Annotated in this window: 11 protein-coding genes and 1 pseudogene; 5 read left to right on the top strand and 7 right to left on the bottom strand. The window is 61.5% G+C overall.

Going from position 1 to position 11,485, the window contains the following annotated elements; genetic code table 11:
• Positions 1 to 186 precede the first annotated feature (186 nt).
• Together ACIQ39_RS04070 and ACIQ39_RS04065 are read left to right on the top strand one after the other, a co-directional pair.
• Positions 187 to 897 (top strand): 3-oxoacid CoA-transferase subunit A, encoded by a 711-nt coding sequence (locus ACIQ39_RS04070; protein ID WP_396433334.1) that lies wholly within the window; start codon positions 187 to 189, stop codon positions 895 to 897.
• The gene (locus ACIQ39_RS04065; protein WP_396433333.1) at positions 894 to 1,538 is read left to right on the top strand and encodes a 3-oxoacid CoA-transferase subunit B; all 645 of its coding nucleotides are present in this window, start codon (positions 894 to 896) and stop codon (positions 1,536 to 1,538) included. Before ACIQ39_RS04070 ends, ACIQ39_RS04065 begins: the two co-directional genes overlap by 4 nt.
• A gap of 9 nt (positions 1,539 to 1,547) precedes the next feature.
• Here ACIQ39_RS04065 and ACIQ39_RS04060 read toward each other — a convergent pair whose 3' ends face one another.
• Both ACIQ39_RS04060 and ACIQ39_RS04055 read right to left on the bottom strand, forming a co-directional pair.
• Positions 1,548 to 2,123 (bottom strand): carboxymuconolactone decarboxylase family protein, encoded by a 576-nt coding sequence (locus tag ACIQ39_RS04060; protein ID WP_396433332.1) that lies wholly within the window; start codon positions 2,121 to 2,123, stop codon positions 1,548 to 1,550.
• 63 nt (positions 2,124 to 2,186) lie between these two features.
• Positions 2,187 to 2,933 carry an ABC transporter substrate-binding protein gene (locus ACIQ39_RS04055; protein ID WP_396433331.1) on the bottom strand — a complete coding sequence of 249 codons (747 nt, stop codon included), beginning with the start codon at positions 2,931 to 2,933 and terminating at the stop codon, positions 2,187 to 2,189.
• Positions 2,934 to 3,298: 365 nt separating this feature from the next.
• Here ACIQ39_RS04055 and ACIQ39_RS04050 point away from each other — a divergent pair, with 365 nt between their 5' ends.
• Complete coding sequence (locus tag ACIQ39_RS04050) at positions 3,299 to 4,783, top strand: SulP family inorganic anion transporter (protein WP_396433330.1); 1,485 nt, start codon at positions 3,299 to 3,301, stop codon at positions 4,781 to 4,783.
• 20 nt (positions 4,784 to 4,803) lie between these two features.
• Here the strand turns inward: ACIQ39_RS04050 and ACIQ39_RS04045 are convergent, their stop codons facing one another.
• On the bottom strand, positions 4,804 to 5,499 hold the full coding sequence (locus ACIQ39_RS04045; protein ID WP_396433329.1) for a haloacid dehalogenase type II: 696 nt from the start codon (positions 5,497 to 5,499) through the stop codon (positions 4,804 to 4,806).
• Positions 5,500 to 5,530: 31 nt separating this feature from the next.
• Entirely contained in the window at positions 5,531 to 5,656 is a 126-nt protein-coding gene (locus ACIQ39_RS04040; RefSeq protein WP_396433328.1) for a hypothetical protein, read from the bottom strand.
• A 264-nt stretch (positions 5,657 to 5,920) separates the two neighbouring features.
• Here ACIQ39_RS04040 and gorA point away from each other — a divergent pair, with 264 nt between their 5' ends.
• On the top strand, positions 5,921 to 7,327 hold the full coding sequence (gorA, locus tag ACIQ39_RS04035; RefSeq protein WP_396433327.1) for a glutathione-disulfide reductase: 1,407 nt from the start codon (positions 5,921 to 5,923) through the stop codon (positions 7,325 to 7,327).
• A gap of 22 nt (positions 7,328 to 7,349) precedes the next feature.
• Here gorA and ACIQ39_RS04030 read toward each other — a convergent pair whose 3' ends face one another.
• The 3 genes from ACIQ39_RS04030 to ACIQ39_RS04020 all read right to left on the bottom strand — a co-directional run bounded on the left by ACIQ39_RS04030 (position 7,350) and on the right by ACIQ39_RS04020 (position 8,980).
• On the bottom strand, positions 7,350 to 7,697 hold the full coding sequence (locus ACIQ39_RS04030) for a thioredoxin family protein (protein ID WP_396433326.1): 348 nt from the start codon (positions 7,695 to 7,697) through the stop codon (positions 7,350 to 7,352).
• A gap of 75 nt (positions 7,698 to 7,772) precedes the next feature.
• Positions 7,773 to 8,612 (bottom strand): cupin domain-containing protein, encoded by an 840-nt coding sequence (locus ACIQ39_RS04025; RefSeq protein WP_396433325.1) that lies wholly within the window; start codon positions 8,610 to 8,612, stop codon positions 7,773 to 7,775.
• A 17-nt stretch (positions 8,613 to 8,629) separates the two neighbouring features.
• Positions 8,630 to 8,980: a cupin domain-containing protein gene (locus ACIQ39_RS04020; RefSeq protein ID WP_396433324.1), complete on the bottom strand. Its 351-nt coding sequence runs from the start codon at positions 8,978 to 8,980 to the stop codon at positions 8,630 to 8,632.
• Between the two features lie 193 nt (positions 8,981 to 9,173).
• On the opposite strand from ACIQ39_RS04020, the pseudogene katG reads away from it, so the two are divergent.
• Positions 9,174 to 11,324, top strand: a pseudogene (gene katG / locus ACIQ39_RS04015) (catalase/peroxidase HPI).
• Positions 11,325 to 11,485: the final 161 nt, after the last annotated feature.

Raw genomic sequence — 11,485 nt, 5'->3', positions numbered from 1 at the left:
GCTTAATTAGAAAGTGTTGCTCCCTGAGTCTACGACGAATGAGCCGTCAACATCACCAACTTCCCAAGGATCGTTGCAGCCCTCTGGCTTTCAGGCGCAGGGGGTTAGGCTTGGTGGCAGTCTGCCCTGTTCATGGTTTTTTAACTCACGTTAAGCTGTGCGGTCTGAAAAAAAGAGACTCACAACATGATCAACAAGTTTGTTTCTTCCGTCACCGAGGCCCTGGCGGACACGCCCGATGGGGCCACGGTGATGATTGGCGGCTTTGGTACGGCGGGCATTCCGGATGAGCTGATTGCGGGCTTGCTGGCGCAAGGCGCGCGCGACCTCACCTTGGTCAACAACAACGCAGGCAATGCAGAACATGGCTTGGCTGCCTTGCTCAAGGCGGGCCGGGTTCGCAAAATCATTTGCAGCTTCCCACGGCAAACCGACTCGTATGTGTTCGATGGTTTGTACCGTTCCGGTCAGGTCGAGTTGGAGCTGGTGCCGCAGGGCAATTTGGCTGAGCGCATTCGGGCAGCTGGCGCAGGCATTGGCGGGTTTTTCACGCCCACGGGTTATGGCACCGAATTGGCCAAACACGCCGATGGCTCGCTCAAAGAGACGCGAGAAATCGATGGCCGCATGTACGTGTACGAAACACCCATCCACGCTGACTTGGCCCTGATCAAGGCCGAGCGCGGTGACCGCTGGGGCAACTTGACGTACCGCAAGGCGGCGCGTAACTTTGGCCCCATCATGGCCATGGCCGCACGCAAAACCGTGGCCACTGTGCACGAGCAAGTTGCGCTGGGTGAGTTGGACCCCGAGACCGTGGTCACGCCCGGCATTTTTGTTCAAGCGGTGGTCAAGATTGACCGTGTGGCCACACAGGCCGGAGGCATCAAGGCATGAGCTACACCCGACGCAGCAAAGACGAATTGGCAGCCCGCGTGGCGCAAGACATTCCCGAGGGCGCCACGGTGAACTTAGGGATTGGCCAGCCCACCCTGGTGGCCAACCACATACCGTCCACCCGCGAAGTGCTGCTGCACAGCGAAAACGGCATCTTGGGCATGGGCCCGGCGCCCGCCAAAGGGCTGGAAGATTACGACCTGATCAACGCGGGCAAACAGCCGGTGACATTGTTACCGGGTGGCGCGTATTTTCACCACGCCGACAGCTTTGCCATGATGCGCGGCGGGCACCTGGACATTTGTGTGTTGGGGGCGTTCCAAGTCAGCGCCACGGGCGATTTGGCCAACTGGCACACCGGTGAGGCCGATGCCATTCCCGCCGTGGGCGGTGCCATGGATTTGGCGGTGGGTGCCAAACAAACTTGGGTCATGATGGACCTGCAGACCAAGCAGGGCCAAAGCAAACTTGTCCAAGCCTGCAGCTATCCGCTGACGGGCATTGGCTGTGTCAAACGCGTCTACACCGACTTGGCCACGTTGGCTTGCACGCCGCAAGGTTTGGTCGTCATTGAGATGGTCGATGGCCTCGGGCTTGAAGAGTTGTCGGCGCTGATTGGGTTGCCCCTGAACGCGGCTTGATCAACAGGCTTATTGGGGAAAGGGCGCAATGCCCGGCGCTGCGTTGTCCGGCAAGCTGCGGCGCGTGGTGTTCATCACCATCGCCAGCAAGCTGTAGTAACCGCAGTGGGCCGTCATGTCGATGACGCCCTGGTCGCCAAACATCTGTTGTGCAGCCGCCCAGGTCACATCACTCACCGACTGGTTGTGCAGCAGCTCTTGCAAGAAGTCGTACACCACGGTTTCTTGCGCAGTCATGTTCGGCGGGCGGCGGCCTTCGGCAATCGCGTTGCAGGTCTCTTCGCTCACACCTGCTTTCATGGCAATCGGTTTGTGGATGTGCCACTCCACCGGTTGCGACCAGTGGCGTGCCACCACCAGCACGGCGAATTCCGAATTGTGCAAACCCACGGAGTTGTCGTAGCGCAGGTATTCGCCTACCTTTTGCAGACGGCGCATCAGCTCAGGGCTGCGCATCAAGGGCACAAACGGACCCGAGAGTTTGCCGCGTGGCCCGCTCACCAGTTCGTCCACCGCCGCACGTTGGGCGTCGGTCATTTGCTCACGCGGGATTTCGGGCAGGCGGTCTGTTTTGGGGGCGGTCATGGCGTGTCTGTGTGCAAGAGGGTAAAAGATGGGAACCCAATTTAGCACCGCACCCCACAGGGATCAGTCGTGTGCGGGATAGCCGGGTGGGGCCACGGCTGCACCTTGAATGGCATGCCGCACAAAGGCCTCGGCCACCCAGCCTGTTTGCTTGGCGTCTTCCACAAAATTGTTCAAAAATTGCCGCGCTGTCTCGCTGCGCTGCGCGGGCATGCCCATGGCTTGGTGTATGACCATGAAGCGGCCCGGCAGCAGACGCACACCGGGCAGGCGCTGTGCGTCCGCTTCCAATTGCTGCTTGACGCCTGCGGCCACTTCAAGTTGCTGGGCCATGAACACATCAACCACGGCGGGCGAGCTGGGTGCGCGCACGATGGGGGCGTGTTTCAGGTGGCGGGTCAAAAACAAATCGTAAGCACTGCCTGCGCCCACCGTCACGCGGTTTCCGGCCTGGTCAACCTCTTCGTTGCTTTGCAGCAGCGAGTCGCTGCGCACCATGTAAGCCCCTTCAATTTGCACATAGGGCGGTGAAAAATGCAGGCCTTCGCCGCGCACCGGGTCGATGGCAAAAAAGCCGATGTCCGCCTCGTCGGCGCGCACGCACTGCACCGATTCGTCGGCCTTTTTGAAGATGCGCCATTCAATGCCGACCCCCAACTCTGCGGCCAACAGGCGTGACAAATCGGCAGAGATGCCCGAGGGCTCACCCGTCGCGTCGAGACCGGCCAATACTGGGTTGCCCAGGTTGATGGCCACGCGCAGTGGGCCGTGTGGCGCGATGACGGGTGCGAGGGAGGAGGGTGAGGTCATGGGCAGGAGCAGGGCGTAAAAAGGGTCTGTCGGATTTTAAAAAAGCAGAGCCTGCGCATGGCTTACACCAGTAAGTGCAGAGGCACAACAGCCCAGGTAACGGCCCAGGAAACAGCCCATTAGAATGCAGCGATGCGCAATTTTTCGTCCCAGCTGAGCTTTCTTCGGGTTGACTTCCCGGGTCTGGCCATGCCACGCGGACATTTTCATTCGGTCGCACCGCCTTGACCGGCATCGGGCGCTTGCCCGGTTGGGCCTTTCCTCACCCTGTTTGCCACCCTGCGCAGCGCCTTGAGCCTGCCCGTGCAAACCTCGACCCATTTTGAACCACGCCCCGGGCTGATAAGCCACAGGGCCCCATCGGCATGACACTCCAATCCTTTCGCCAAACTTGGCTTTTCAACGTCCGCAACGACGTGCTCGCCGGCCTTGTTGTGGCCTTGGCCCTCATCCCTGAGGCGATTGCGTTTTCCATCATCGCGGGCGTGGACCCGAAGGTCGGGCTCTACGCATCGTTTTCAATCGCCACCATCATCGCCTTCGCGGGAGGGCGCCCCGGCATGATCTCGGCGGCCACGGGGGCCATGGCGCTGGTGATCGCGTCGCTGGTCAAGGACCACGGTTTGCAATACCTCTTGGCCGCCACCGTGCTCACGGGCGTGTTGCAGGTCATCGCGGGTTGGCTGCACTTGGGGCAATTGATGCGCTTTGTCTCGCGCTCGGTGGTCACCGGTTTCGTGAACGCGCTGGCGATTTTGATTTTCATGGCGCAGCTGCCCGAACTCAACCCCGCCACCGTCGGCGTGACTTGGCATGTGTACGCCATGACCGCCGTGGGACTGGTCATCATCTACGGCCTGCCCTACCTCACCAAAGCCGTGCCCTCGCCGCTGGTGACCATCGTGGTCCTGACCGCTTTCTCGATCGGCATGGGCCTGGACATCCGCACCGTGGGTGACATGGGCGAGTTGCCCAGCAGCTTGCCGGTGTTCTTGCTGCCCGATGTCCCGCTGAACTGGGACACCTTCATGATCATCCTGCCCTACTCGGCCACGCTCATGGTGGTGGGTTTGCTGGAGTCGCTCATGACCGCCACCATCGTGGACGACATGACCGACACCAAGAGTGACAAGAGCCGCGAGTGTGTGGGCCAAGGTGTGGCCAACATTGCCACCGGCTTCATCGGCGGCATGGCCGGTTGCGCCATGATTGGCCAGTCGGTGATCAACGTGAAATCCGGCGGGCGCGGCCGTTTGTCCACGCTCGTGGCCGGTGTGGTGCTGCTGATCTTGGTGGTGTTTTTGGGCGAGTGGGTCAGCCAGATCCCGATGGCCGCTTTGGTCGCGGTGATGATCATGGTCTCGATCGGCACCTTCAACTGGGGCTCGTTCAAGAACCTGCGCGAACACCCCAAGAGCTCCAGCGTGGTCATGCTGGCCACGGTGGCCGTGACCGTGTTCACCCACGATTTGGCGCAAGGCGTGTTGACCGGTGTGTTGCTGTCGGGCTTTTTCTTCGCGCACAAGATCGGCCAGATCTTGCTGGTGCACCACGAAGTCACCAGCGACAGCCACACCTACCGCGTGGTGGGTCAGGTTTTCTTTGCCAGTGCCGAGCGCTTTGTGGACGCGTTCGACTTTGACGAGGTGGTGCCGCGTGTGGTGATTGATGTGAGCCGCGCCCATTTCTGGGACATCACCGCCGTGAGCGCGCTCGACAAAGTGGTCTTCAAATTCCGCCGCCAAGGCACCGAGGTGGAGGTGCGGGGTTTGAACGAGGCCAGCGCCACCTTGGTGGACAAGTTCGCGGTGCACGACAAAGACGGCAAAGACCTCATCATCGGGCACTGAACTGGCTTTGGTTTGGGCCCTCAGTGAAGGCCCAAGACCTTCAGCACTTCGCCCAAGTCGCGGCCCGTGTGATGGGGCGCAGGCCCGATGGCCTCAGGCGGCAGACCCTGGCGGTTGACCCACAGCACGGTGAAGCCAAACCAGGTGGCGCCCAGCGCGTCCCAGGCGTTGCTGGAGACAAACAGCACATCGGCCGGGGCCAAGCCAAAGTGGTCCTGCACCAGTTGGTAACTCGCAGGTGTGGTCTTGAACTGGCGCACGCTGTCTACCGACAGCACGGCGTCCAGCAGCGCGCTCATGCCCGCGCTGTGCACGGCCGAGTGCAGCATCTCGGGACTGCCGTTGGACAAAATGGCGGTGGCCACGCCGCGCTGGCGCAAGGCTTGCAGCACGCCCAGGTTTTCCGGGAAGGCCGTGAGCTGGGCGTATTGCGCCATCAGCGCCTCTTCATTCGCGCTGCTGTGCGCCAAGCCCAAACGCGCCAGCGCATAGCGCAGCGAGGCGCGTGTGATGTCCCAAAACGATTGGTAATGCCGACTGCCTTGGGGGTTGGGGTCGCTCAGTGAGATCAGGCGCGTGTACTCGATTTGCTTGTCGCGCCACAGCACCGACAGGGCCGCGCCCTGGCCGGGGTAAAGCTGTTCGGCCAATGCGCCGATCGAATACACATCGAACAGCGTGCCGTAGGCATCGAAAACAACCGCTTGAATGGCCATGGCTTAACCGCCTCCTCGGTGGGTGTGTAAATCAAAGAATTTTTGCCGTGCCCACCGCCAACTGGGCCTCTGGCAATGAGCGCGGCAACCAGCCGGTCTGCTCGGCAGCGGTCCAGCCCATGTTGCGGTCAAAGGGTTCGGGAACGTGTGTGGGCATCATGCGGCAAAAATTCAGTGGGGTGTCTGGATTGTCATGGAAATGCCCAAGGCCTGGGCTGGCTGCATCTGGCTTTTCTTCGCGGCTGCAGTGGAGGTCTGGGCTTTTAGCCAGCGCCCCCAGCGAAAGCGCTCTTGCCATAGCCAGCGCTGGGCCGTGCGCTGCGATTTCAAGGCCTTGCGCAAGGGCCCAACCAAGCGGCATGCGCTTGCAGGCATGCCCTGTCAGAATCTCAGCTTGTCCACATCAGCAGCATGGCGTTTTATGCAACATTTTGAATTTGATTTTTTTGTGATCGGCGGTGGCTCGGGCGGCGTGCGCGCAGCGCGAACAGCGGCCAGCTTGGGCGTCAAGGTGGGCATTGCCGAGGGCTTTCGCTACGGCGGCACCTGCGTGATCCGGGGTTGTGTGCCCAAAAAGCTCTTGGTGCAGGCCTCGCACTACGCCGAAGATTTCGAAGATGCAGCCGGTTTCGGCTGGACGGTGCCCCCCGCCGCACTCGATTGGCCCCGCTTGGTGGCGGCCAAGGAGCAAGAGATCAGCCGTCTCAGCGGCATTTACCAAACGCTGCTGCACAACTCGGGCGTGCAGATTTTTCAGGGCCACGCCCGTTTTGAAGACCCGCACACGCTCAGCGTCAATGGCCAGCGCATCACGGCGCGCCATGTCTTGATTGCCACGGGTGGCACGCCGGCCTTGCCCGACATTCCCGGCATCGAACACGCCATCACCTCCAACGAGGCCTTTGACCTGCCCAGCTTGCCGCGCCGCGTGCTGGTGGTGGGGGGCGGTTACATCGCCTTGGAATTTGCCGGCATCTTCAACGGCTTGGGCTCTGAGGTCACGCTGGTCCACCGGGGCGCGCAGTTGCTGCGCGGCTTCGACGGCGCGGTGGCGCAGCACCTGCACGAGGAAGTGGCGCGCAAGGGCATTCGCATCCTCACTGAAACCCAGGCCGTGTCGCTCGAGCGCATGGCGGGTGACTCGGACAAGGGCCAGATCGCCGTGCAGTTGCAAGGCGCTGTGACGGCCAAAGAACACTTCGATACCGTGATGTACGCCACCGGCCGCACCCCGCAAACCCAAGGCCTGAACCTGGCGGCAGCGGGCTTGAGCGTGGAGCCGGGCCGGGGCGTCAAGGTGGACGCCTTTGGCCAAACCGCCGTGCCACACATCCATGCCGTGGGCGATGTGACCGAAGGTGTCGCCCTGACCCCGGTGGCGCTGGCGCAAGGCGCTGCAGTGGCGCGCAGCTTGTTTGGACCGCAGCGCCGAGGGGTGCAGCTCGGGCATGTGGCATCGGCCGTGTTCAGCCAGCCGCCCATTGGCACCGTGGGCATGAGCGAAGAGGCAGCCTTGGCCCAATACGGCGAGATCGATGTCTATGAATCGCGCTTCAAGCCCATGCGCCACACGCTGTCGGGCCGAACCGAAAAAACCTTGATGAAGCTGGTGGTCGACACCGCCAGCCAAAAGGTGTTGGGCGCGCACATGGTGGGGGCAGATGCGCCCGAAATCATTCAGGGCCTGGCGCTGGCCCTCAACCTGGGCGCGACCAAGGCCGACTTTGACGCCACCATCGGTGTCCACCCCACCTCGGCCGAAGAGTTTGTGACCTTGCGCGACAAACGCACGGTGCGCCGCAGTGACCTGGCAGCTGTACCCGATTGAGCAGGATCGGGAACCACCGCGTTCACAAAGTGGCCAAGGCTTGCCAAGCTTGGGCCGACTGGGCGGGCAGGTGCAAGTCGTTGGCTTGAGCCGACTGCATCAGCCGCTGCAAGCTGTCGATGCGGGGCTCGATCGTGCCCGCAAAACAAACTTGTTTGGCCTGGTTCAGGATCACCACGGTTGGGAAATTTTCAATGTCGATGTCGGCCAAAAGCGCATCGTGGTCTTCGATGTCCAGACTCAGCCAGCGGTGTTCGGGGTGGTCTGTGGCCAGGCGCTGAAACGCCGGCTCAAAGTCACGGCAAATGACACACCATTGGGCGCAAAGGCAAAAGATGTGCAGGTTTGGGGCAGCCGTCGATGGGGTCATGAGACGGCCATTCTAGGGGGCTGATGGGCCTGTACTTGGTGATTTGACAGCAGTGTCTGTGCTGCCCGTCTCGATTCATGAACCGTTTTTGTCGGCACGCTGCGCCGTCAGCCAAGCGCCGGGTGTTTGGCCCAGCGCCCGCGCAAAAGCCCGTGTGAAGGCGCTGGCGCTGCCATAGCCGACGGCGTGCGCCGCTTGCTGGATGCTTTGGCCTTGCTGCATCAGTTGCTGGGCAGTCTGGATGCGCCACTGGCTCAGGTATTGCGCAGGGCCTTGGCCCAGCACGGCCATGAAGTGATGGGCAAAGCGCGCACGCGACATGCCTGCGGCAGCGGCCAGGCTGGGCAAGTCCCAGTCGTGTGCCGGGTCCTCGTGCATGGCGCGCAGGGCCTTGCCCAGTTTGGGGTCGGCCAATCCCGCCAGCAAGCCGCCGGAGACGATGCCTTGGGCCATGCAGTGGCGCAGCAATTGCAAAATCAGCACTTCGCACAAGCGGTCCAGCACCGCCTGGCGGCCCGGTTGATCCTGAAAGGCCTCTTGCCGCATCAGGCCCAGCAAGGCCCCCATGCCCGGCAGGGCCGACAGCGGCACCTGCACCACATCGGGCAGCGAGGCGCTGACTGGGTTGTGCACACCGCCGCCCAGGGTGATGGTGCCGCACACCACGTCGGCACCCGCGCCATCGTCGGCCACCAGCCGATGCCATTGGGGCCGCGGTAAGAACAGCACGGTGGGTTCGTTCAGGTGCACATCGGCTTGCCCCTGAGTTTGGAGCAAGATGGGTCCTCGCTCAATCAGGTGCAAGTGCCCCTTGAAAACATCGTGCTCGAAGTCGTGCAGACCGCAGATGTTGCCGCTGTAGAAAACACCTGCCCGCAAAGCGATGCGTGACAAGACCGAGCTCAGTGCGTCCATGGGGGGGTGGACGTTGCTTATGCCAAGTGACCCGTCTTCACCAGGATCAAGCAGCCCTCGCGGCTAAACGGCTGGTGCTGGCTCATGTGGGGGCTGCGCAGCCAGCTGCCCGCCGGGTAGTCGCCGTGCTCGTCCGAGAACACGCCTTCGACCACCAAGATTTCTTCGCCGCCGCCGTGTGCGTGGCTGGCAAAGGCCGAGCCCGGCGCATAACGCACGATGGACGTGGCGCGCCCCACTTCACCGCCGTCGCGCTCGAGCATGCGGCGCGACACGCCTGAGGCGGGTGATGCCATCCAATCGAGCGAGGGGCTGTGGATGGTGCAGCGCTGGCTCAGGTCGGAGTTAAGGGCCATCTTGTCCTTCATGCTTGATATTTGTCATGTTGTGTCGTTGCCAAGTGTGCCCCAATCCCCAGTGGCGTGCGGCGTGTTCAGTCCAGTGGGCATGTGCTCTCTTTAGCCCATGGCCAATCGCAATGAGTGAGTTAGTCAAATCCAATTGGCGATTATTTTTAATAGCCATAACCTATCATCTTCTCAACCCGCGAAGGAAATAGCAATGTCAAACGAAGGCAAGTGCCCAGTGATGCACGGCGGCAATACCGCCACAGGCAATTCCAACATGGCTTGGTGGCCCAAGGCGCTCAACCTTGACATCCTCCACCAGCACGACAACAAGACCAACCCGATGGGGCAGGCTTTCAACTACCGCGAGGAAGTGAAAAAACTCGATGTGGCCGCGTTGAAGAAAGACCTCACCGCCGTCATGACCGACAGCCAGGACTGGTGGCCTGCCGATTGGGGCCACTACGGTGGTTTGATGGTGCGCATGGCGTGGCATGCCGCAGGCTCGTACCGTGTGGCCGATGGCCGTGGTGGTGGCGGCACAGGCAACCAGCGCTTTGCGCCACTCAATTCTTGGCCAGACAACGTCAACCTCGACAAAGCACGCCGCTTGTTGTAGCCCATCAAAAAGAAATACGGCAACCGCCTCAGCTGGGCCGACTTGATCATCCTCGCGGGCAATGTGGCCTACGAGTCCATGGGGCTCAAAACCTACGGCTTTGCCTTTGGCCGCGAAGACATTTGGCACCCCGAGCAAGACATCAACTGGGGCTCAGAAAAAGAATGGTTGGGCACCACCCGCTACGACGGCAACAACCGCGAGTCTTTAGAAAACCCGCTCGCTGCGGTGCAAATGGGCCTGATCTACGTGAACCCCGAAGGCGTGAACGGCCAGCCCGACCCACTGCGCACAGCGCAAGACGTGCGCCTGACCTTTGCCCGCATGGCCATGAACGACGAAGAAACCGTGGCCCTCACGGCGGGTGGCCACACCGTGGGCAAGTGCCACGGCAATGGCAAGGCCCAAAACTTGGGCCCTGAGCCAGAAGGCGCAGACGTGGCCGAGCAAGGCTTGGGCTGGATGAACCACACCAGCCGGGGTGTGGGGCGCGACACCATGTCCAGCGGCATCGAGGGTGCTTGGACCACCCACCCCACCCAATGGGACAACGGCTACTTCCGCCTCTTGTTCACCTACGATTGGGAACTCAAAAAGAGCCCCGCTGGCGCTTGGCAATGGGAGCCGATCAACATCTTGGAAGAAGACAAACCGGTGGACGTGGAAGACCCCAGCATTCGCCACAACCCCATCATGACCGACGCCGACATGGCCATGAAGATGGACCCGGCGTACCGCGTGATTTCGGAGCGCTTTGAGAAAGACCCCGACTACTTCACCCAAGTCTTTGCGCGTGCGTGGTTCAAGCTCACCCACCGCGACATGGGCCCGAAGGTGCGCTACATCGGCCCCGAAGTGCCCGCTGAAGACCTGATCTGGCAAGACCCTGTGCCCGCAGGCAAGGCCACTTATGACGTGGCGGTTGTCAAAGCGCAAATTGCGGCCAGTGGCCTGAGCGTGAGCGACATGGTCGCCACCGCTTGGGACAGTGCCCGCACCTACCGTGGCTCAGACATGCGCGGCGGTGCCAACGGTGCCCGCATTCGCTTGGCCCCTCAAAAAGATTGGGAAGGCAACGAGCCCGCGCGCTTGGCCAAGGTGCTAGGGGTGCTCGAAGGCATTGCCAAAAACACCGGTGCCAGCGTGGCCGATGTGATCGTGCTGGCTGGCAATGTGGGCTTGGAAAAAGCCATTCAAGCCGCAGGCTTGAAGGTGGATGTACCGTTCATGCCTGGCCGGGGTGATGCCACACAAGAGATGACCGATGTGGACTCGTTTGCCGTGTTGGAGCCCATTCACGATGGCTTTCGCAACTGGGTGCAAAAGAACTATGTGGTCAGCCCTGAAGAGCTCTTGCTCGACCGCGCACAACTCATGGGCCTCACCGCACACGAGATGACCGTGTTGGTGGGCGGCATGCGTGTGCTGGGTGTCAACCATGGCGGCTCCAAGCATGGCGTGTTCACTGACCGTGTGGGCGTGTTGAGCAACGACTTTTTTGTAGCCCTGACCGACATGGCTTACCAGTGGAAACCCACGGGCAAAAACGCGTACGACATTTGCGACCGCAAAACAGGTCAGGCGAAGTGGACGGCTTCACGTGTGGACTTGGTGTTTGGTTCCAACTCGGTCTTGCGCGCTTACGCCGAGGTGTATGCCCAAGATGACAACCGCGAGAAGTTTGCACGCGACTTTGTGGCTGCATGGAGCAAAGTCATGAACGCTGACCGATTCGACTTGGGCTGATCCAGTGGCAAATGGGCGGGGTGGCTCATGAGCCACCCCGTTTTTTTTGTGCGCCCAGCATGGGCGCACTCCTACGGGTGCAAGTCCCGTCGCAAGTTGATCACGACGAGCGAAGTGAAGCGCAACTGCATGAGGGTGACCGAGTGTGGGAAGGAAGCGTG

The organism is Limnohabitans sp., assembly GCF_044361645.1.
GTDB lineage: Bacteria > Pseudomonadota > Gammaproteobacteria > Burkholderiales > Burkholderiaceae_C > Limnohabitans_A.
The sequence above is the reverse complement of the archived record's forward strand: the minus strand, read 5'-3'. Positions and strand labels throughout refer to the sequence as shown.

Bases quoted from the DNA above. Each gene is read 5' to 3' on its own strand.
- ACIQ39_RS04070 (WP_396433334.1), top strand. From the start codon at position 187: ATGATCAACAAGTTTGTTTCTTCCGTCACCGAGGCCCTGGCGGACACG.
- ACIQ39_RS04065 (WP_396433333.1), top strand. From the start codon at position 894: ATGAGCTACACCCGACGCAGCAAAGACGAATTGGCAGCCCGCGTGGCG.
- ACIQ39_RS04060 (WP_396433332.1), bottom strand. From the start codon at position 2,123: ATGACCGCCCCCAAAACAGACCGCCTGCCCGAAATCCCGCGTGAGCAA.
- ACIQ39_RS04055 (WP_396433331.1), bottom strand. From the start codon at position 2,933: ATGACCTCACCCTCCTCCCTCGCACCCGTCATCGCGCCACACGGCCCA.
- ACIQ39_RS04050 (WP_396433330.1), top strand. From the start codon at position 3,299: ATGACACTCCAATCCTTTCGCCAAACTTGGCTTTTCAACGTCCGCAAC.
- ACIQ39_RS04045 (WP_396433329.1), bottom strand. From the start codon at position 5,499: ATGGCCATTCAAGCGGTTGTTTTCGATGCCTACGGCACGCTGTTCGAT.
- ACIQ39_RS04040 (WP_396433328.1), bottom strand. From the start codon at position 5,656: ATGCCCACACACGTTCCCGAACCCTTTGACCGCAACATGGGCTGGACC.
- gorA (WP_396433327.1), top strand. From the start codon at position 5,921: ATGCAACATTTTGAATTTGATTTTTTTGTGATCGGCGGTGGCTCGGGC.
- ACIQ39_RS04030 (WP_396433326.1), bottom strand. From the start codon at position 7,697: ATGACCCCATCGACGGCTGCCCCAAACCTGCACATCTTTTGCCTTTGC.
- ACIQ39_RS04025 (WP_396433325.1), bottom strand. From the start codon at position 8,612: ATGGACGCACTGAGCTCGGTCTTGTCACGCATCGCTTTGCGGGCAGGT.
- ACIQ39_RS04020 (WP_396433324.1), bottom strand. From the start codon at position 8,980: ATGAAGGACAAGATGGCCCTTAACTCCGACCTGAGCCAGCGCTGCACC.